The organism is Amycolatopsis sp. NPDC028719 (assembly GCF_055565395.1).
This window is the reverse complement of record NZ_JBVHUL010000002.1, coordinates 898,884-918,747: the sequence shown is the minus strand read 5'-3', so window position 1 is coordinate 918,747 and position 19,864 is coordinate 898,884. Positions and strand designations below refer to the sequence as shown.

Annotated in this window: 16 protein-coding genes and 2 pseudogenes; 7 read left to right on the top strand and 11 right to left on the bottom strand. The window is 69.5% G+C overall.

The genetic code is table 11. The features are described from left to right. Positions 1 to 122: 122 nt before the first annotated feature. The 4 genes from ACZ4TR_RS12310 to ACZ4TR_RS12295 all read right to left on the bottom strand — a co-directional run bounded on the left by ACZ4TR_RS12310 (position 123) and on the right by ACZ4TR_RS12295 (position 3,350). On the bottom strand, positions 123 to 308 hold the full coding sequence (locus tag ACZ4TR_RS12310) for a hypothetical protein (RefSeq protein WP_465287077.1): 186 nt from the start codon (positions 306 to 308) through the stop codon (positions 123 to 125). A gap of 243 nt (positions 309 to 551) precedes the next feature. Beyond that, the gene (locus tag ACZ4TR_RS12305; RefSeq protein WP_465287076.1) at positions 552 to 2,066 is read right to left on the bottom strand and encodes a hypothetical protein; all 1,515 of its coding nucleotides are present in this window, start codon (positions 2,064 to 2,066) and stop codon (positions 552 to 554) included. Next, positions 2,063 to 2,452: a hypothetical protein gene (locus ACZ4TR_RS12300; RefSeq protein ID WP_465287075.1), complete on the bottom strand. Its 390-nt coding sequence runs from the start codon at positions 2,450 to 2,452 to the stop codon at positions 2,063 to 2,065. Before ACZ4TR_RS12300 ends, ACZ4TR_RS12305 begins: the two co-directional genes overlap by 4 nt. Before the next feature lie 46 nt (positions 2,453 to 2,498). Continuing rightward, positions 2,499 to 3,350, bottom strand: coding sequence for an ESX secretion-associated protein EspG (locus ACZ4TR_RS12295; RefSeq protein WP_465287074.1), 852 nt, complete (start codon positions 3,348 to 3,350; stop codon positions 2,499 to 2,501). Between the two features lie 530 nt (positions 3,351 to 3,880). On the opposite strand from ACZ4TR_RS12295, the gene ACZ4TR_RS12290 reads away from it, so the two are divergent. Continuing rightward, positions 3,881 to 4,066, top strand: a complete 186-nt coding sequence (locus ACZ4TR_RS12290) for a hypothetical protein (RefSeq protein WP_465287073.1) — start codon at positions 3,881 to 3,883, stop codon at positions 4,064 to 4,066. A gap of 352 nt (positions 4,067 to 4,418) precedes the next feature. Here the strand turns inward: ACZ4TR_RS12290 and ACZ4TR_RS12285 are convergent, their stop codons facing one another. The 5 genes and pseudogenes from ACZ4TR_RS12285 to ACZ4TR_RS12265 form a co-directional block, all read right to left on the bottom strand. Next, entirely contained in the window at positions 4,419 to 4,655 is a 237-nt protein-coding gene (locus ACZ4TR_RS12285; protein WP_465287353.1) for an AAA family ATPase, read from the bottom strand. Further along, positions 4,629 to 4,763, bottom strand: a pseudogene (locus tag ACZ4TR_RS12280) (ABC transporter ATP-binding protein); the annotation flags it as partial. The gene ACZ4TR_RS12285 and the pseudogene ACZ4TR_RS12280, both read right to left, overlap by 27 nt. 121 nt (positions 4,764 to 4,884) lie before the next feature. After that, a pseudogene (locus tag ACZ4TR_RS12275) lies at positions 4,885 to 5,046 on the bottom strand (ATP-binding cassette domain-containing protein); the annotation flags it as partial. Positions 5,047 to 5,155: 109 nt separating this feature from the next. Beyond that, entirely contained in the window at positions 5,156 to 9,079 is a 3,924-nt protein-coding gene (locus tag ACZ4TR_RS12270) for a glycoside hydrolase family 2 TIM barrel-domain containing protein (RefSeq protein ID WP_465287072.1), read from the bottom strand. 460 nt (positions 9,080 to 9,539) lie between these two features. Beyond that, positions 9,540 to 10,412 carry an SAM-dependent methyltransferase gene (locus tag ACZ4TR_RS12265; RefSeq protein WP_465287071.1) on the bottom strand — a complete coding sequence of 291 codons (873 nt, stop codon included), beginning with the start codon at positions 10,410 to 10,412 and terminating at the stop codon, positions 9,540 to 9,542. 631 nt (positions 10,413 to 11,043) lie between these two features. Between ACZ4TR_RS12265 and ACZ4TR_RS12260 the strand changes: the two genes are divergently transcribed. The 3 genes from ACZ4TR_RS12260 to ACZ4TR_RS12250 are packed head-to-tail and all read left to right on the top strand — an operon-like array spanning position 11,044 to position 14,080. Continuing rightward, positions 11,044 to 12,270 carry a cation:proton antiporter gene (locus ACZ4TR_RS12260; RefSeq protein WP_465287070.1) on the top strand — a complete coding sequence of 409 codons (1,227 nt, stop codon included), beginning with the start codon at positions 11,044 to 11,046 and terminating at the stop codon, positions 12,268 to 12,270. Positions 12,271 to 12,309: 39 nt separating this feature from the next. Further along, positions 12,310 to 12,756 (top strand): CBS domain-containing protein, encoded by a 447-nt coding sequence (locus ACZ4TR_RS12255; protein ID WP_465287069.1) that lies wholly within the window; start codon positions 12,310 to 12,312, stop codon positions 12,754 to 12,756. Positions 12,757 to 12,787: 31 nt separating this feature from the next. After that, positions 12,788 to 14,080, top strand: a complete 1,293-nt coding sequence (locus ACZ4TR_RS12250; protein ID WP_465287068.1) for an ArsB/NhaD family transporter — start codon at positions 12,788 to 12,790, stop codon at positions 14,078 to 14,080. Positions 14,081 to 14,241: 161 nt separating this feature from the next. On the opposite strand, the gene ACZ4TR_RS12245 is transcribed toward ACZ4TR_RS12250, so the two are convergent. Beyond that, the gene (locus tag ACZ4TR_RS12245; protein WP_465287067.1) at positions 14,242 to 15,306 is read right to left on the bottom strand and encodes an SPFH domain-containing protein; all 1,065 of its coding nucleotides are present in this window, start codon (positions 15,304 to 15,306) and stop codon (positions 14,242 to 14,244) included. 2 nt (positions 15,307 to 15,308) lie between these two features. Further along, positions 15,309 to 15,740, bottom strand: a complete 432-nt coding sequence (locus ACZ4TR_RS12240; protein ID WP_465287066.1) for an NfeD family protein — start codon at positions 15,738 to 15,740, stop codon at positions 15,309 to 15,311. Positions 15,741 to 16,169: 429 nt separating this feature from the next. Between ACZ4TR_RS12240 and nhaA the strand changes: the two genes are divergently transcribed. The 3 genes from nhaA (at position 16,170) to ACZ4TR_RS12225 (ending at position 19,787) form a co-directional block, all read left to right on the top strand. Beyond that, positions 16,170 to 17,462, top strand: a complete 1,293-nt coding sequence (nhaA, locus tag ACZ4TR_RS12235; RefSeq protein ID WP_465287065.1) for a Na+/H+ antiporter NhaA — start codon at positions 16,170 to 16,172, stop codon at positions 17,460 to 17,462. Between the two features lie 258 nt (positions 17,463 to 17,720). Beyond that, complete coding sequence (locus ACZ4TR_RS12230) at positions 17,721 to 18,161, top strand: DUF6292 family protein (RefSeq protein ID WP_465287064.1); 441 nt, start codon at positions 17,721 to 17,723, stop codon at positions 18,159 to 18,161. Between the two features lie 456 nt (positions 18,162 to 18,617). Further along, positions 18,618 to 19,787, top strand: coding sequence for a PucR family transcriptional regulator (locus ACZ4TR_RS12225; protein ID WP_465287063.1), 1,170 nt, complete (start codon positions 18,618 to 18,620; stop codon positions 19,785 to 19,787). The last annotated feature ends 77 nt before the right edge of the window (positions 19,788 to 19,864 follow it).

The following is a 19,864-nucleotide window of genomic DNA, read 5'->3' as shown; positions in this document are numbered from 1 at the left end:
GTACTTGGCTGCTCGTCCAGAAGTCTTTCTGACCCAGGTCGACTTCTTCGCCGGACGGGTCGCCGCCCGGCCGCATCCCGTGATGGTGCCGCTTTCGTCCCCGGCGAAGTCCCAGGGGCTGTTCAGTGCACGGAGATCTTGCTCCGTTGTGCGCCGGCGGGGATGGCGGGGGAGCGGTACCGGTCGGTCGGGAGCACGAGGCCGTAGTCGCCCGTGGTGTAGTCGATGTTCGTGTCGCAGCCGGCGAGCAGCCAGCCTCGGATGGCACGCCGGACGCTGAACTTCACCCAGGTTCGGATCCTCGACATGGAACGGAGGACAAGGAGGACGTCACCCGGGCCGTGGACGACCCGGCCGGCGAGTACGGGGTCAAGCCGACGCCCGAGCCGCCGCCGGCCACCCCGCCCGCGCTCCGGTGCCCGCAGGCGCTGGCCCGCGATGACGACGGCGTTCGCCCCGACGCTGGGGATCGATCACCTCCGGTCCCGGTCATGTCAGCTCGTTCAACCGCCGGATCAGCCTCGCGCACGCGAGGATGTCGAACCGGCGGGTCAGCGACCAGGATGTCTTTCGTCCTCCCGTACTCCGATCGTCGGTGGTGCGGTCTTTTCTTCCGTCTGGAAAACCCCCGGCGTGTCGAGGTCCTTGAAATGCCTTCCGCGTCGCTCTTCGTCCGGCTTGCGGCGGGTCGCTCCAGGTTGGGGCGTGGCGCCTGGACGTGGACCGGTCTGCTCCCGCCCGGTCACGCCGGGCTTGGCGGCGGCGCCGGGGCGGGTCGTGCCTCCCGGAGGTGCCGCGCCGGTCTGGCGGCCGCCGGGAACTCCGGTTGTCGGCGGCGCTGTCCCGGGACCCGCTCCCGGTCCGAACGGGCCTGGGAACGGTCCTTGCCTGAGCCGGTCGCCGTCGCCTGCCGGTGGGGCTGCGGGCGAGGCGGGAAATCCGGAACCGACGTCGAGTCCGGTCCTACCGGGCGATCCCGGCGGCGTAACGGCGGACGCGGCGACGACCGTGTCGTCGTGCACTGCGGGGATCGGCTCGACGGGAGCGGGCGCAGGCAAGGCGGGCAGCGGGGCCTCCGACGGCGCGCTGGGCGGGGTGGACCCAACCGGGTGATCGCTGGCCGACCCGGTCGGGTGATTGCCGGTGGAGGCCGGCCCGGACGCCGCCGGTGGGACGCTGCGACGACGTGCAGACGCCGCGATGTCCTGCGAAGGGGCAGGCGGGGGAGCCGGCGGGTTGGTCAGCGGCGGTGGCGGGAAGGCGGGAGCCTGGCCGATCGACGCGAGCGTCCGGTCGAAGTGCGTCATCAAGTCGGCGGCCCGGGCCTGGGCCTCGGCCTGGCGGCTCTGCTGGATCTGGTCGGCGGCGAGCTGGTGGTGGATGGCGACGGGGTCGGTGATCCGGTTCAGCTGTTCGTTCGCGGCGCGGGCGTCGAACTCGACCGGGGGCACCGCGGCCATCTGCCGCTGCGTCTCCTCGAGCACCGTGGCGCGCTCACCTTGTTGCCGCGAGACCGTACTGGCGAGGTCGGCGATCTGGGTGACCCATTGGCTGATGCGGGCGAACTGGGCGGCCGCGCTCATGCTGGCCGGGCCCTGCCAGTGTGCTGTTCCGGAAATCAGGCTCATCACCAGCTCGTTGGCGAGGTCGGGGAGGGGATCGACCCCGGCCGCCCAGGCGACGGCTTGGTGGGTGACGGCGGTGGCGTCGGCGTTGGTGGTGATCGCCCTCATCATCGTGGGGTGGTCGATCGCGTGCCACCAGGTGCTCGGCGGGCCGTCGCCGAAGCCGAGCGTCCAGCCGCCCGGTGCCTGCCCGTCCGCGTCTGCGGCGTTTCCGAAGCGTTCGGCCGTGGCGCGGCTTTCCGTGTCGGACGCCCGGCCGATCGACCTGATCGTGTCCTTGAACCGGACGTGGCACCACGGTGCGGTCGGCGGGACGGCGGACGAGCCTTCCTGGGTGAAGTACGGCGAGGTCGGGTCCGCGGTCGGCAGGTACGCTCGGTGGGCGGGGTCGTAGTCCGCGTGGCCGGGATCCGATACCCGCGCCGTGACGTCGTCGGTCATGCGAAGTGCCCGTTCTGCTTGTTGAGCACCTGCGCGTAAGAGTCCTCGGAATCGGCGTAGCGGCGCCGGGCGAGGTCCAGAGCCTTGATGACCTTCTCCAGCATTTCGGTTCGCGCGCGGTCCACCGTGGGGAGCATGCCCTGCTCGCCGACGGCGCTCTGCTGGATCCGCTCGGAGATCCACTGCGCGGCCGGTGAATCACTCAGCTGGGCGCGAGCGCCGAGGGCATCGGACATCGCGATCCGCCCCAACGCGTCCTGCAACCGCCTCAGCTGCTCGATCAGTGGCTTCGCGAAGTCGTCGCTGACGGTGAATCCCCCGCCGCTGGCGTCGGCGAAGAAGGCGTCCAGCGTGCTGGCGTACTGCTGGGGGGCATCGTCGGGCATCGGGTTTGGGGCTCCCGGGAATCGAGGGTGGAAGGAGTGGGTGCCGTCAGTAGACGGCGCCGACGGCGTCGCGGATCGCGGCCGCGAGAGCGCTGGTTCCGCCGGGACGCACTCGAATGGTGATCCTCGCGTCGTCCGTGGCCGAGCACAGCAGGTAACGGCCGAAGGTCGTGTCGAACCACGCGATCGGCCCGGTGGTGGCGGGGCGGGCGCGCCGCCGTCCGTGCCCGCTCACGGTCACGCGCCCGGAGCCCAGCCGCTCGCGGGAGAGCACCGCGGTCGCGGCGTCGTGGTCGGTGCGGGTCCGGCCGTGGAACGGCCTGCTCGGCGCCCGGACCATCGACATGACCGGTTCCTGTTCGTAGCTACGGGTCTCGCGCTCGTCGGCGGCCGCGTCGTCGGCTCGCCGCGCCGCGAACGCCGAGCGCGGGGTCGCCATGGCGACGTCATCCTCGACGACCAGTTCGCGACCGGGACCGGCCGCCATCTTCGGCGCGGTGGCCGCCAGCTCGTCTATCCAGTCGTCGTCGGACAGGAGGCGGAAGCCGACCTCGTCGTCGGTGTCGACCTGGCTGACGACGAGAGCCTGCCTGCCGTCACTGAGGCCGAGGGCGCGAAACTGCGCCCCGTCTTCGTCGACTCCGGTCAGCGCGGCTTCGACCCGGCAGCTGCCGAACAAGGAGAACGCGGTCTGCACGTGCGGGTTGATGGCGCCCCTGCGGAACAGGCGCTGCTCGCGCAGCAGGTCTAGGGCCACGGTGAGCGCGTGGTGGCGCCGATTCTGGTCCGGGTCGACCCGCGGCAGCACCAGCGGACATCGGTTGACCGGCGCCTGCAGCGCGTATCCGAGCAGCGCCGTCTGCGGACGGTCGAGGGCAAAGCTGAACTGGATCGCCACTGACGCTCCCCACGCCTAGGCCGAACGAACGGAAACCGAGCGTAATGGCTCGCCCGGGAAATCGGAAGCGGGGTCACGGTAGCGAAGCACGTCGTGGCGGTAGCAATACCGTCGCCGGGTTTCACTACGGAAAGTTATTCATGTTTGTTGATCTGTGTCGGATTGGAGTAATAAGACCAACGTCGCAGGTGAATCGCGGGCACCCTTCGTCATCCGGGCCACCGACGCCGCGCCGAGCGATGGAGCGGTGAAGTATCCCCGCGGCAGCAGGGAATCCGTCGCGATTGGCGCGCCGGCTTCCTGCCGGAGATCGAAATCTTGGCGTCCAACGGAGCGGTCACTCGTTGCTTGCCGGAGACGCTGATGGACTGGGACTTTTCCACTTCGTAGCCCACGGCTTCGAGGATCGCCGCTTTCAGCTCGGCAGGAGTCCGGATCTCAATGCATGCGACGACTGCGTGGGCACGATCTTCGATGTTCCACTTCCGCAAGCACGTCTTGCCTTGCTTTGAGGAGCCGGGGATCACTATGTGGTGGTTCTGACGTTGAAGGACCAAGCCGCCGCCGGGGTGCTGCCGCATCACCGGTCCGGCGAGCACTACCGGTTCACGCACGCCGATGTCGTCGAGATCGTGCGGCTCAACGCTGCGCCGGTGAAGCCACCGAGGTGGCGGGTGTCCATCGCAGATGTCGCCCAGGATTTCCGTGCCGCGTGATGCGGGCGGGGTAACAGAGGAGAAGAGGAGCGAAGGATGGGCTTATGGCCAGGAAAGCCCCGGTACGGGTGAGTGGCGTGCCCGGTACAGGCGTCCGGATGGGACGTGGGGAGCAAGTCAGGGTTCCCCACCGAGAAGGCGGCTCAGGATTGGGGGTTGGAGCAGGAGGCGCTGGTCCGGCGGAACCTGTGGCTTGATCCGCGTGATGGCGAGACCCAGTTCGACGACTTCGCCGAGGAGTGGCTCGGTGCGGTGGCTCCGCGGCTGGAGCTGAACACGGGCGCGAAGTATCGGTCGTTCCTCGACTGCCAACTGCTTCCCCGGTGGAAGGCGTGGACGCTGATCGCGATGTTCAACGGGTACGTCGAGATCGAGCGGTGGCTCTCGCGAGGCGGGCGACCTCGGTCAGGATGTGGCTGGACAAGAGCACGGTCACGCCGTCGCGGTGAGCGAGGTCGTGCAGCAGCCGGCGGATCTCGGCGACGCCGACGGGGTCGAGGCCGTTGGCCGGTTCGTCGAGGACCAGCAAGCCGGGTCGGTGGACGAGGGCTTTCGCGAGGCCGAGGCGCTGCTTGTTGCCGAGCGACAGCGTCCGGACGCGGTGCCGGGCGCGGTGGTCGAGGCCCAGCCGCGAGATCACCTCGCTGACGGCTTTCCCGCTGCGCAGGCCGTGGAGCCGGGCCGCCATCCGGACGTTCTCTTCGACGGTGAGGTCCGGGTACGCCGACGGTGTCTCGACGAGATACCCGACCCTGGACCAGACGGTGCGCGCGCCGGGGGTGGACGGGCGAGCCCAGCAGCGAAACCCGGCCTCGGGTGGGGCGCACCATGCCGAGCAGCATCTGGATGGTGGTCGTCTTGCCGGCGCCGTTGAGGCCGAGCAGCGCGTGGATTTCGCCGGGTGCCACGTGCAGGTCGAGCTCGTCCACCGCGACCACGTCGCGGTACGCCTTGGTCAGACCGACTGCATCGACAGCCATGGGAAGCCTCGTTTCGCGCGCGTTCCGTCACGACGCCGACCAGGCTTCCCGGCGCTCCGTTGGCCGGCCTACGGCATCTCCACCGGCAGCGGACCGAGCTCGCCTCGCTTTACGGGGAGGTCGCGGTGGGCCGCCGGCTGAGCGCCAGTGCCTGATCCCGCCGGGGGAGCGGGCGCAGCCGGTAGGCGTAGCTGTAGTCCCGGTCGGCGAACAGCTTGTACTGGTCGTGCGTGTGCGCGCCCCAGCTGTTGTCGCCGCCGACGCCCATCTGCTTGTGGTTCAGGCGCAGCACCACCTCTCGGCGAGGGGTGAGCTGGTAGTCGTGCCGCGCGCCGGCCGACAGGTCCTCGGGCGTGAAGTGCGAGGCGTTGACCTCGAGCAGCGGTTCGCCGCTCGCGAGGAGCCCGACGCCGCGCTTGTCGGTCAGCGCGACCCACCGCACGTCGGTCTTGTTGCCGTTTTCCTGGGGACGGATGTACCCGGTCCACTGCCCGGCCACCGTCGAGGAGTACCGGCCCACGTCGGAGCCCGTGTTGCGGTCCCAGTGGTTCTCCTCAGGCCCCCGGCCGTAGTAGTCGAGGGTGTCGAACTCCCCGGGCAGCAGGAGGATCGTGCCGATTTCGGGGATGTACGGCAGGTTCGGCGAGCCGGGGTGCAGCGTGTTGTCCACTTTGATCTCGGCGTTGCCGAAGATCGTGTAGGTGGTGGTGTACGCCGAGGTGACCGACGTCGGCAGGGTGCCGCTGACGGTCACGACGGCGGCTTTGCCGGCGAGGGTCCGGACGGTGACGCCGGTGACGTGGCGGTTGGTGCCCGCGTGGCGCCAGGTCGCGTTGCGGCTCGGCTGCCCGTTCCCGATGTCGTTGTCGGTGGGCGCACGCCAGAAGTTCGGGGTGGGCCCCGCCGCCAGGAGCCGCACGCCGTGCACCTCGTAGGAGGTGATGAGGCCGGTGTCCTTGGCGATGACCACGGTGAACCCGTCGCCGCTGACCGTGACGGTCTTGTCGGTGTCCTCGACGACGACGGCCGGTACCCGCGTGAGCGGTACCGGCTGGACCGCGGGGCTGCCGAAGTCGACCGGCAGCTGGTCTGCGGCCACTTCGTGACCGGGGCCGGCCCAGGCCGTGCGCGTCCGGGTGGTGAAGGACAAGCGGAGGAAGTATTCGGATCCCGGCTCGAGGCGGACCGGCCGGCGGAACGGCACGATGATCGCGTGGCTCGACCGCGGTGGCACGTCGAGTTGCGCGCGCGTGAGCCGCCCGTGCTGCACGACCTCGCCGTCCGCCACGAGCTCCCAGCCACCGTCGTAGGAGTTGACGTTGGTGAAGAGGTTCTCGTTCGTGATCGTCACCCGGCCCGTGGCGACGTCGGCGCCCGCGGAGACGGTGATCGACTGGTAGACGTGCTTGACCTCGGCGGCTTTCCCGCCTGCCCGGCGTTCGGCGGTGACGATGCCGTTGGCGCAGAAGTTCCCGTCGTTGGGGTTGTCACCCCAGTCGCCGCCGTAGGCGAGGAAGGTCCGCTCGGCGGGTTGCCGCTCGGTGTAGGTCGCGGAGGCCGCGTCGAACCAGAACCGGACGGCCGGGTCGTGCGGGTCGCGGGCCGCGGCTGCGAGTTCTGCGGCGCTGAGCCCTCGCGCGTAGACCCGGGCGGCGCGGATGAAGCCACCGAACACGCGCTCGGGGTTCTCGGCATCCGTGCCGAGCGCGAGCTGGACCGCGGTGCTGTCCGGCGTGCGGTCGGTGGCGGTGGTGGCCACGGCCGTGCCGTCGAGGTAGAGGGTGAGGGTGTTCGCCGCGTCGTCGAAGACGCCGGCCACGTGGTGTTCCTTCCCCGTCCAGTCCGCGGGCAGGGCAGTGGTGGCCGCGATCCACCCGCCGGCGTATATGAAGAACTCGAGACTGTTTTCGGAGAGCTTGAGCGAGTACTGGTGGTCGCCCTTGGTGACGATCGGCTGGTGCCCGCCGACCGCGGCGGGGGTGACCCAGGCCTCCAGCGTCAGTGAGCCGGTCAGCTCCAGGCTTGCCGCGGAGGCGAACACCGCGCCGCCCGAGACGCCGTGCGCGCGGTCGAACTTCGCGGCGGGCGCGAGCTCGGCGGTCAGGGCTTCGGGCCCGGTCTCGGCGAGCAGCTTGCGCGGCGGGGTCGGCCAGTGCAGCCCCTGGTCCACGAAGTCCCAGATGAACCCGCCCTGCAGGATCGGGTACGTGCGGATGATGTCCCAGTACTCCTTGAGGTTCCCGTTCGAGTTCCCCATCGCGTGGGCGTACTCGATCATGATGTACGGCCTGGGGTCGGACGTGTCGAGGGCGCGTTCCTCGATCCGGGAGGGGGTTTCGTACATCTGGGAGCGGATGTCGCTGACCTCGGGCCGGTTGTCGCCTTCGTACTGGACCACGCGTGTCGTGTCGTAGGAGCGGATCCAGTCGCGCATGGCGACGAAGTTGCTGCCCGCGCCGGCTTCGTTGCCCAGCGACCAGATGACCACGGACGGATGGTTCTTGTCGCGGTGCACCATCCGCTGGGCGCGGGCGACGACCGCGGTGGTCCAGTCCGGGTTCGAGCCGGGGTAGCGGTCCCGGACGCCGTGCGTCTCGAGGTTGGTTTCGTCCAGGACGTACAGGCCGTACTCGTCGGCCAGCTCGTACCAGGTGGGGTTGTTGGGGTAGTGGGAGGTGCGGGTGGCGTTGATGTTGAGGCGCTTCATCAGGCCGATGTCCTCGACGAGGTCGGCGCGGGTGAGGGCGGCGCCGTGGCCGGGGTGCATCTCGTGGCGGTTGGTGCCGCGCAGCGTCACCGGCTGCCCGTTGATGCGCATCAGCCCGTCGACGAGCCGGAATTCGCGGAAGCCGACCCGTGCGGAGAGGGTCTCGACGACCTTCCCGGCCGGGTCGCGCAGCACGAGCACGGCCGTGTAGAGGTCGGGCCGCTCCGCCGACCAGAGTTTCGGCGCGCGCACGCCCTGGGCCATGCTGACCGTGACGTCCTGCCCGGCGGCCGCCGAGCCGAGGTTCACCTGCTGCCGCAGCGGACGCGGCCAGACCGGCCGCCGGTCCGCGTCGAAGAGCTGGGTCTCCACCGAGTAGGTGCGCTTGTCCGTTCCGCCGTAGTCCCGGACGTGAGCGGTGACGGCGAGGTCGGCGTTCGTGTAACCGTCGCGCAGCCGCGTCTCGAGGCGGAAGTCGCGCAGGTGCACCACCGGCGTCGAGAACAGGTATACGGACCGGAAGATGCCGGCGAGCCGGATCATGTCCTGGTCTTCCATCCAGTCGCCGTCGGGGAAGCGGTAGACCTCGACGGCGATCCGGTTGGTTCCCGGCCGGAGGTGTTCGGTGATGTCGAACTCGCTGGGCGTGTACGAGTCTTCGCGGTAGCCGATCAGCTTGCCGTTGATCCACACGTAGAACGCCGACTTGACGCCCTCGAAGTGCAGGAACGTCCGCCGCCCCGACCACCCGGCCGGGACCTGGAAGGTCCGCCGGTACTGGCCGACCGGGTTGAACCGCGTCGGGGCGAAGGGCGGCTGGGCGTTTTCGTTCTGCCCGTTGGCGCCCCACCAGGGGTAGGTGATGTTGACGTAGATCGGGAAGTCGTAGCCGTGCAGCTGCCAGTTCGCCGGCACGGGCATCGTGGCCCACGAGCTGTCGTCGACGTCCTCGCGGTGGAACTCGGGATCACGCGCGTCGGGGCGGTCGGCGTGCTGGAACTTCCAGTCGCCGTCGAGGTCGAACCGGTAGGGCGACCGGGTACGGTCGCCGGCCAGCGCCTCGCCCAAGTCGGCGTAGGGCATGAGCGTGGCGTGCGGTGGCTCGGTGCCGATCTCGAAGATCCCGATGTTGTTGTTCCACTCGGGGAAGCCGTTGGGCGGAGCGGCCAGGCGGTCGAGCGCGGCCGCCGCCGCGGCCGGGCAGGCCAGCGGCGCCATCGTGGCGGGCAGGGCGAGCGTCCCCAGGAGTGCGGCGCTTCCCTCCAGGAATCTGCGACGGCTGAGCCCCGCGCGGCGTGCGGCCGGGTCTGGCGAGACCTGAGACATCGTGAACCACCCCGTTCCTCGACGACCTATAGCGTTGCGTTTTCACCCCGATGAAGTCAACACCGTTGATCAGAAACCAACGGAAGTATGTTGATTTATGTTTGAGGTGGCTCGGCGAAGCGGAGAAGGAGCTGAAAGCGACCGGGGCGTGGCTCTTCAGCGCCCGGTTGAGCGAACCGGGCGCCGCGCGAGTGGTGCGGGAGTCCGGCGGCGACGTGCAGAACACCGACGGACCGTTCGCGGAAGGTGCCGATCGAGGTGCGCCCGCTTGCCGGGGTCGAGGCTTAGCGGTCCGAGGCGAGAGCAGCGCGCAAGACAGTCCGGGCTCCTCATCAGGGGAGGCCCATGGCTGAGCGAGTGTGGAATGAGAAGGACCATCGAGGGGCGAACGGCTTTGCCCCGGAAGCGGCCGAGCGGGGCGTGCACGAAGCGGTGCGGCAGTCGACGCGGTAAGCCGGGGTCAGCTGCCGTGCCGGACGGCGTGGACGGAGCGTTCGATCTCCGACACCGGCAGCCGGCGACCGGCCGGTTCGAGATACCGGGCGGTGAACTCGGACGGTCCGAGCTGCTCGTGCTCGGTCCAGCCGTACTCGGCCAGCAGGTCCGCGACCCGCTCGGAATCCAACCCGAATCGCCATAGCCGCCGCTTCACCACAAAATCCTGATAGGCGACGTCCGCGCCGAAAGTCGTCATGCCGTCCAGGAAATCCTTGCGGAGGTAAGTGAACGCGAGGCGGCTGCCGGGTCCGGTGTCTGCCAGATGCTCCAGTGTCCGGCGGACGCCGGCCTCGGTGAGGTACTGCGTCACCGCTTCCCACGCGACGAACGTGCGAGATCCCGGTCGGTACCCGTGCCGGGCCAGCTCCTGCTGCAGGTCCTGGGTTTCGAAGTCGATCGGCACCAGCGTCACGCCGTCCGGCACCCGGCCGAAACACCGCCGCAGTGCTGCCGCTTTGCGTCCGATGTTCGCCGGGAGGTCCAGCTCCCAGACCGGAATCCCGTCCAGGCCGGGCACCCGGTACGCACGGGTGTCGAAGCCGGCCCCGAGGATCACCACCGCGTCGATGCCGTCCTGGACCGCGTCGCGCAGCTTGTCGTCGATGTAGCGTTTGCGGCACAGCATGCTCGCCCACAGCCCGGGCAGCTTCTTCTCGGTCGCCTGGACCGTCGACCGCCGCGCCGGGGGCCATTTCGCGAGCTTGACGGCCAGGCGGCCGCTCAACGGCAGCAGTTTCGCCGCCCACGGGTCGTGGATCAAAGGCGAAGGTTCGAACTGCTCCACGGCGACGATCACCATCGGACCCACGGCGGTCCGGTCCGCTCCGGCTGGCATGGCGTGCTCCTCGGTCGTCGGAAACGTCGCCGACCAGTCTTCCCGGCACACCGGGCCCGACTATAGCAACGGTCTGGGGCTCGTGGGCGTCATCGCGCTGGGCATCGCCCGTCGCATCGCGAAAGGACGGTCTTCCGGCTCGGCCGCCGGTTGAGCGCGCGAACGTGCTTGATCAGCGCAGCGAACGCAGGCCGTCCTGCGGGCACGCCGTTATGTAGCGACGGTATGCCGGTGCTCGAGGACGCCGGGATCGCCGCCGCGCCGGGGAACCCGGAAGATCAGCTGGGATCTGGTCGGGCCGGCTGCGTGACGTTGGCGATGCTCTATCACGCGACGTTCATGAGCGTGTATGTCCACCGGAGCCGGTGTCCGGCGGTTCGTTGGTGAGGGCGGATCGCGCGGCTGCTCCCGCCGTTCCCTGGCGCGCTGCTGCTGATCTTCGCCGGACTGCGGCTGCCGGCACCGGAGACGGTCAGGCAGCCGTGACCGCCGCCACAGCGAGATCGGTGGGTTCCGGTTTGCCCCGGGGCTGTCTTTGCGGCATCTTTACGCGAGGAGAGCCGGGAAGTCTGGTCGGCCTGCCCGCGCCCGGCCTGGGCGGCGGGCGGTAGGACCGACCCGTGGGAGTCCGATGGCGCTCATCTTGGCGTTCGGTGTCGTGCTGCTGATCAGCGTGTCGCTGTCCGGGGTCGCCGCCCGCACGATCCTCTCGACCGCGCTGTTGTTCCTGCTGGCCGGCGCGCTGATCGGGCAGGGCGGGTTCGGGCTGGTCGAGATCCATCCCCGTGATCCGCTGGTGACCGCGCTGGCGGACATCGCGCTGTTCACCGTGTTGTTCACCGACGGCCAGCGTGCGAGCCTGCCCGCGCTGCGGGAGGGCTGGCGGCTCTCGGGCCGGGCGCTCGGGCTGGGGATGCCGCTGACCATGATCGGCGTCGCCGTGCCCGCGCACTTCCTGGTCGGGCTCGACTGGCCGACCGCGCTGCTGGTCGGGGCGATCCTGTCGCCGACCGACCCGGTGTTCGCCGCGGCGATCGTCGGCCGCGACGACGTCCCGCTGCGGCTGCGGCGGCTGCTCAACGTCGAGTCCGGCCTCAACGACGGCCTGGCGCTGCCGTTCGTGCTGATCTTCCTGGCCACCGCCGCCCACACCGAATCCGACCTGGGCACCGTCGCCATCGAACTGGTCCTCGGCCTGGTGCTCGGCGTCGCCGTGCCCGCGCTGGTGTGCCTGGCGTGGCGGCTGAAGATCCTCACCGCCGAGCCGCGGCTGCAGGCGCTAGGCCCGCTCGCGATCGCCGTGATGCTCTACGCGGGCTGCCATCTGACGCACGCGAACCCCTATCTGGCCGCGTTCGCCGCCGGCTCGACCCTTGCCACGATGGACAAGGTCGCCGCCGAGCACTTCGAACCTCTGGGCGACCTGCTCTCGGAGATCACGAAGTTCGCCGCGCTGCTGGTGTTCGGCGCCCTGATCACGCCGGACCGCCTGTCACATCTGAGCGTCGGCGCGTGGATCGTCGCCGTGCTGGCGATCGTGCTGGTCCGCCCGGCCGCGGTGCTGCTGTCGCTGCTGCGCACCCCGATGTCCGGGCGGGAACGCTCGACCGCGGCGTGGTTCGGACCGAAGGGGTTCGCGTCGGTGGTGTACGGGCTGCTGGCGCTGCAGTCCGGCATCCCGGACAGCGAGCTGGTGTTCGACCTGGTCGCCGTGACGATCGCCCTGTCGATCGTGCTGCACTCCTCGACCGATGTCCCCATCGCGAAGGCGCTGCGGGTCGAGCCACCGGACAACCTGCCCACCGGCCACGCCACCCGCGACGAGGACCGTCAAGAAACCGACAGGAGGAGTCCATGAATCCCGGCGACCCGGGCTGGATCGTCGTAGGCTGGGCGTATGCACGCTGCGGAGATGGCCGAGGAATACCCGGTCGTGGAGCTGGATTCCGACGCCCTGGCGGCCGCGCGGATGTTGGCCGAGCAGCGGCTGCCCGGCCTGGTGGTGACCGACAAGACGGGCTGCCCGCAGTCGGTGCTGCCCGCGTCGCAGGTGGTTCAGTTCCTGGTACCCGGCTATGTCCGCGACGATCCGTCGCTGGCCGGGGTGCTCAACGAGTCGATGGCCGACCGGGTGTGCGACAAACTGGGTGGGAAGACGGTGCGGTCACTACTGCCCGAGGAGGCCACGGAGCTGCCCCGGGTGAACGCCGACGACACGATCATCGAGGTCGCGGCGATGATGGCGCGGTTGCGGTGCCCGCTGGTCGCGGTCATGGAGGACCGGACCTTGATCGGTGTCATTTCCGCGTCCCGCCTGCTGGAGCTGGCGCTGACCCCACGCTGATCACTGCGCTCTCCGAGAGGGGGGAGCGGTGATGGGAACCGCGATCGCGGTCACGGTGTTCGTGATCGCCTACGTCTTCATCGCGACCGAGAAGATCCCGAAGATGGTCGCCGCATTGGCCGGTGCCGGGGTGGTGCTGGTCCTCGGGATCAGCGGGGCGGACGACGCGTTCTTCTCCGAAGACACCGGGATCGACTGGAACGTCATCTTCCTGCTGCTCGGCATGATGATCATCGTCGGGATCCTGCGGCGGACCGGCGTCTTCGAATACGTGGCGATCTGGGCGGCCAAACGCGCCAAGGGGTCGCCGCTGCGGGTGATGATCCTGCTGGCGCTGATCACCGCGGTGGCATCGGCGTTCCTGGACAACGTGACCACGGTGTTGCTGATCGCGCCGGTCACGCTGCTGGTGTGCGACCGTCTCGACATCAAACCGGTCCCGTTCCTGATCGCCGAGGTGCTCGCGTCCAACATCGGTGGCACGGCGACGTTGATCGGCGACCCGCCGAACATCATCATCGGCAGCCGTGCGGGCCTGGCGTTCAATGATTTTCTGGTCAACCTGGCCCCGATCGTGGCGATCGAGCTGGTCGTGTTCACCCTCGTGCTGCCCCGGCTGTTCCGGGGCTCCTTCACCGTCGACCCGGCCCGGGTCGCGGACGTCATGGCGCTGAACGAGCGCGAGGCGATCCAGAAGCCGAGGCTGCTGCTCAAATGCGGGATCGTGCTGCTGGCGGTGTTCGCCGGGTTCGTGCTGCACTCGGTGATCCACATCGAGCCCTCGGTCGTCGCCCTGCTGGGCGCCGGCGTGCTGGTGCTGATTTCGGGAACCGAGCCGAAGCAGTACCTCGCCGGCGTCGAGTGGGAGACGCTGCTGTTCTTCGCCGGGTTGTTCATCATGATCGGCGCCCTCGTGAAGACCGGCGTGATCGGGACGCTCGCCCGGCTGGCCGCCGACGCCACGGGCGGCAACGCACTGCTCGCGGTCATGCTGATCCTGGTCGTCTCGGCGCTGTTGTCCGGAGTGATCGACAATATTCCGTACGTGGCCACGATGAGTCCGCTGGTTTTGGCGCTCACCAACGACATCCCGGACCCGGCGCACTCCGAGGCGTTGTGGTGGTCGCTGGCGATCGGCGCCGACTTCGGCGGCAACATGACCGCGGTCGGCGCCAGCGCCAACGTCGTGATGCTCGGTATCGCGGCGCGGTCGGGCTCACCCATTTCGTTCTGGGAGTTCACCAAGAAGGGTGCGGTCGTCACCGTGATCACCGTGCTGGTTGCTGCGCCCTACCTGTGGCTGCGTTACTTCGTTCTGGCCTGAACGCGGTATAACAGTGAAATGGACGAGCTCGTCACCGCAGCAACCCTGATCGCGGGGTTCCTGGCCGCCGTGCTGGCGCTGCGCCTGGCTCGGCAGCGACAAAAGCCGTACCGACGTCAGTGAAGCAGGACCGGTTGAGGCGACGGTTCCGCTCATCCGGATCAGGTGCCGGTGTGGCCAGGGGCCTGTCCGGTGTGGTTGGCAGTGGTGGCCGGTTGCAGGCCGGCGCCGGCATCTGTCGCCTCGGCGACGGCCTGCGCGGCGGCTTCCGCGGCGCGTGCGGCGTCGTCGGTCGCGTGTTCGGCGAGGTCGTCGGCTTGTGCCGAGTCGCGGGTGACGGGTGATTTGGGCAGCGCTTCGGTGAAGGCGGTTGACACGCTTTGCAGGGCGGAGGTGACTTCGCTCGGAATTACCCAGAACGTGTTGCCTGGGCCCTTCGCGAGTTCCGGCAGCATCTGCAAGTACTGGTAAGCGAGCAGCTTGGGGTCGGGGTCGTTGCGGTGGACGGCCTGGAAGACCTGGTCGATGGCGCGTGACTGGCCTTCGGCCTTGAGGATCTCCGCGGCGCGGTTGCCTTCGGCGCGCAGGACGGCGGCCTGCTTGTCGCCTTCCGCGGTGAGGATCTGGGACTGGCGTTGCCCTTCGGCACTCAGGATGGCGGCGCGCTTGTCCCGCTCGGCGCGCATCTGCTTTTCCATCGCTTCCTTGATGGTGTTCGGCGGGTCGATGGCCTTGATCTCGACGCGGTTGACCCGCAGCCCCCACTTCCCGGTGGCGTCGTCCAGCACACCACGCAGCTGGCTGTTGATCGTGTCGCGGGACGTGAGCGTCCGCTCGAGATCCATGGACCCGACGACGTTGCGCAGCGTGGTGACGGTGAGCTGTTCGACCGCCTGCAGGAAGCTGGCGATCTCGTAGGCGGCGGCGCGGGGGTCGGTGACCTGGAAGTAGAGCACGGTGTCGATCTCGACGACCAGGTTGTCTTCGGTGATGACCGGTTGGGGGCGGAACGAGACGACTTGTTCGCGCAGGTCGATGGCGGGGTAGACGCGGTCGACGTAGGGGATGACGAAGCTGAGGCCCGGTTTCAGGGTGCGGTTGTAGCGGCCGAGCCGCTCGACGTTGCGCGCCCGTGCCTGCGGCACGATGCGAACGGCCTTGAGCACGGTGATGACGGCGAGCAGGGCGATGATGATGCCGACGATCAGGAGGGCGGAGATTTCCATGGCTACTCCCGGGGGTAGACGAGTGCGGTGCTGCCGCGGACTTCCATGACGTCGACGACGGTGCCCTTCGGGATCACCTGAGTTTCGTCGTAGGCGCGGGCGCTCCATTCCTCACCGCCGAGGCGGACCAGGCCGTCCAGGGCGGTCACTTCGCGCAGGACGTAGGCCGGTTTGCCGATGAGGGCGTCCACGCCGAAGCGCTCGAGCTGTGGCCGGTGCATGTGCCGGTGGACGACCGGACGGAGCAGTACCAGGCCGAGGGTGGCGGTCGCGGCGAAAACCAGCAGCTGCAGGGGCGGGGGCAGGCCGACGCTGGCAGCGCCCGCGGTGATCAGCGCGGCACCGCCGAGCAGCCCGAGCGCCGCGGTGAGGGTGAAGATCTCGGCGACGCCGAGTGCGGCGGCGAGGATCAGCCAGATCTGCCAGTCGATCATGAGATACCCTCCCCGGCCCTTCCGGATGACGGCCACGACATCGTCTACTCATCGTGTTCGGCCGCGGAGCCGTCAACAAGGCCCGCACCCGGCCATGTTCGGCTTCGAATACCTGCCGGGTCCCGGCAAGTAGTACGAGCTGCTCGACTGGCGTGCTCCGAGAGCCAGGCGGTTGCAGCGCGGAGCCACGGCTGCCGACCGCTGGCAATCGCGGGGCAGCGGCTGAACGAATCTGTGATAACGGAGAGTGATCGCAGGAGGCTGGACGTGACTGCGGTCGCCGAGCAGAGCGGCGATCGGTAGGGTGTCCCCGTCGGGGCGTTGCCTCGTGGGGTGCCGGGAAGCCTGGTCGGCGAATCGAGCCGAACCACATCCGGAGGACCCCATGATCATCTTCATCGCCGTGACGGCACATCCCTTGGCGTCACCGTGAAAAACGGCAATGCGCGTCCCGTCCGGCTCCTGGCTCGAGGGTCCTGGCCCGAGACCCAGCGCGTCGCGGAAATCCTCCGCAAGGAGACCGTCGGCGGAGTCCTGCTCCTCGCCGGCGCCGTCCTGGCGCTGGTGTGGGCCAACCTGCCCTGGTCCGGCTCGTACGAGGCGCTGCGCGAGGTCCGGATCGGGCCCGCTGCGTGGCACCTGGATCTCACCCTGTCGTCCTGGGCCGAGGACGGATTGCTCGCGATCTTCTTCTTCGTCGCCGGCCTGGAGGTCAAGCGCGAGTTCGTCGCGGGAGATCTGCGCGACCCGCGTCGCGCGGCCGTTCCGGTCGCCGCCGCTGTCGGCGGGGTCGTCGTCCCTGCTCTGGTCTACACGGTGGTCAACCTCGGAAACTCCGCCGCGCTCGGGGGCTGGGCGATCCCGACCGCCACCGACATCGCGTTCGCGCTGGCCGTACTGGCCGTGATCGGTCATCACCTGCCCGCCGCGCTGCGGACCTTCCTGCTCACCCTGGCGGTGGTGGACGATCTCCTCGCCATTGTGATCATCGCGGTCTTCTACACCCATGAACTGTCGGTGGGGCCGCTGTTGCTCGCGCTGCTGCCCTTGAGCGCATTCACGCTCTTGGTGCAGCGCCGGGTGCGGTCGTGGTGGCTGCTGCTGCCCTTGGCCGCAGCAACGTGGGCGCTGGTGCACGCATCCGGGATCCATGCCACCGTGGCGGGAGTCCTCTTGGGATTCGCGGTGCCGGTAATCCGCAAGCAGGGCAACGGCCCCGGGCTGGCGGAGCACTTCGAGCATCGGGTTCGGCCGATTTCCGCAGCGGTGGCGGTGCCGGTCTTCGCGTTCTTCGCCGCCGGTGTCACGATCGGCGGGCCGAGTGATCTGGCCACCTCGCTCGCCGATCCCGTCGCCCTGGGGATCGTGCTGGCCCTCGTGCTCGGCAAGACCGTCGGCATCGCGGGCGCGACCTACCTCGTCGCCCGGTTCACCCACGGCGAGCTCCACGGCGACCTCACCTGGACCGACGTGATCGGACTGGCCGTGCTGGGGGGCATCGGGTTCACCGTCTCGTTGCTGATCGGTGACCTCGCATTCGGCGCGGGCACCGAAAGCGACAAGCACGCCAAGATCGCGATCCTGGTCGGTTCCCTGATCGCCGGCCTGATCGCCACCGTCATCCTCGGCGCCCGCAACCGGGTCCACCGGCGGATCTGCGCCGAAGAAGCGGTCGACTCCGACCAGGACGGCATTCCGGACGTGCACCAGCGCAACGACTGACCCCCGCTGCGACGGGCGACGTGCGTCCTCCCGGCGCCGGCCGAAATCGCAAGGTATTCGTCAGGTTCGGCTCCCTGGTGGTCCGGCATGCTGGGGCGGCGACCCGACTGGTCGGCGAACGCGGTCTGCGACGACCGGGAGCGAGCGGGGAAGCAGCGGCCCGCACCCGGCGGTCGGGGGCATGGGGCCGGGCGGCGGCGGTGCACAGTGCCGTGATCGTCGTCGTTCGTCCCGGTTCGTTCGAGAGAGAGGGAGCAGGTGCTGCAGCACGGACCTCGGTCCTGGGAGGTCGGCTTGGCCGGTTACCTGCGGGCGGTTTCCACGGCTGTCGGCGTGCTCCCGGGAGGTGTCGGCCGGGACTTCGACCCGCCGGCCGCCTACTTGGCGTTGAGCCGGCATTGCGCTCGGGTCCCCGAACGTGACCTCTTGCTCGTCTGGTCGGGGAACTCTGGCTGGGAACTGGTGCTCGAAGACCCGGATTTGCGGCCGGGAGAGGTGCTGGGCCGGTTCGGAGACCCGCTCGTCCCCGAACCCGGCGAGGTGGCGCGCTTCGTCGACGAGGTCTTGGCCGGACGGCGCGGAGGCGGGGAACCGGCACGTGGCGCCGTGTCCGGTCTGGCCGAGCTGCTGCAGCCTTACACGGCCCTCGCCTTGCCACCGCGGCGAGTTCGGCTGCCGGGTCCGGACTACGTCGAGTGAAGTGCTGGGGTCGGTTCACCTGCGCTGTGCGCAACAGTTGTTTGCGCCAAGATTCGGGCGATCGACCGTGCGGCAGCTGAGCACGCCCGCTCTCCACGCGGCGGGTGGATGGCTCGTCGGTCCCCTCGGCTGCTGACGCAGCCGTCCGGCGAGCCATCCTTCCCCCGGTGGGCCGGACGACCGTCATCCCTCAGCGGTCGCTCTGGTTCGCCCGGCGTGGTCCGCGTGCCTCTTGATCCCCCAGTGAGTGAAACGTTGCGCACCAATCGTGACGGTGGGACAGGACGTGAACAAGGCCGGTCGTCGGCCGTGTTCGGCAACTCTTCGTTGCCGGACGTCGGCAGCCGTTCGGATCAGCGCTCGACGGTCGTTGGGCTGTCCACAGGCTTACGCGTACCTTCGGGTGGTCTGGGGTGCAAGCTCCCGGCAACCTGAGAACGGGGGGACCGTGCTGTGGTGACCGATCGTGCTCGTCCGGGGTGGGACACCGCCGCCGTCACGCAGCGCGCTGCCCGGGACGCCGGTGGCGTCTCGGTAGCCTTCCTGGCCGGGTACCCCGAGATGCTCGACGGGGTGAGCCGAACCGGCCGCCGGCTGACGAAGGAGGAACTCGACTCCCGCCGCGCGCTGGGAGCCGAGGCTGCCGAACAGAGCGTCCCGCTGCGGGCCCTGGCCGATCTCTACCTCAGTGCGCAGTGGCTCTCCTGGCGCGAACTCCCGGCGGTCGCGTCGGCGACGAGCAAGGACGAGGTCTGCGCGATCGCCGAAGCGGTCATGCGTGCCGCCGACGACGCGATCGTCGCGCTCGCCGACGGGTACGACCGGGCCCAGCGGCTGGTGCTGTGGCAGGAGGGTGCCGAGCGCCGGGAGTTCATCGACGACCTGCTCCACGGCCGCAGCGACCTCGGGCGGCTGGCCGAACGCGCCGACCGGTTCGGTCTCCGCCTGGCCGCCAGCTACCTCGTGGCCGTGGCCCGCGCCGCCCAGCCGTTCACCGACGGCGATGCCCGGATGCGGCACGTCGAGACGAACCTGTTGTCCCGCTTCGACTCCCGCGACGTTCTCGTCACGACCAAAGATGGACTGCTCGTCTGCGTCGCGCCCGGGGCCATCGCAGACGTGCCGGGCGAGTTCGCTCGCGAGCTCGGACTGGTGGTGCCGGCCGGCGGCGGGCAGGTCGGCATCGGTCGGACGCACCCCGGGCCGGCCGGCATCCTCCGCTCCTATGAGGAAGCCCGTGGCGCCCTCGAGCTGGCCGCGTCACTCGGCCTGACCACGCCCGTGCTGAGGGCGGAGGAGCTGCTCGTCTACCAGGTGCTGTTCCGTGATCGCGCCGCGATCATCGAACTGGTCGGCTCCGTGCTCAGCCCGCTCCTCATCTCTCGAGGCGGTGCCCAACCGGTCCTCGACACGCTGGTCGCCTACTTCTCCACCGGTGAGAACACCACCGAGACCGCCCGGAAGCTGTTCCTCAGCGTCCGGGCCGTCACCTACCGGCTCGACCGCGTCAAGCGACTCACCGGCTACGACCCACGGGACCCGGCTCACCGGTTCACCCTCGAAGCCGCGGTACTGGGCGCCCGTCTGCTCGGCTGGCCCGCCCGTTCCCTGCAGACGTCCGGTTGACGATCCGGAGCACGTGGTCGTTGCCTTCGCTCGGCCGCGTTCAGCGACCCTCCTCCGTGTTTCCGGCCCGCCGCGCC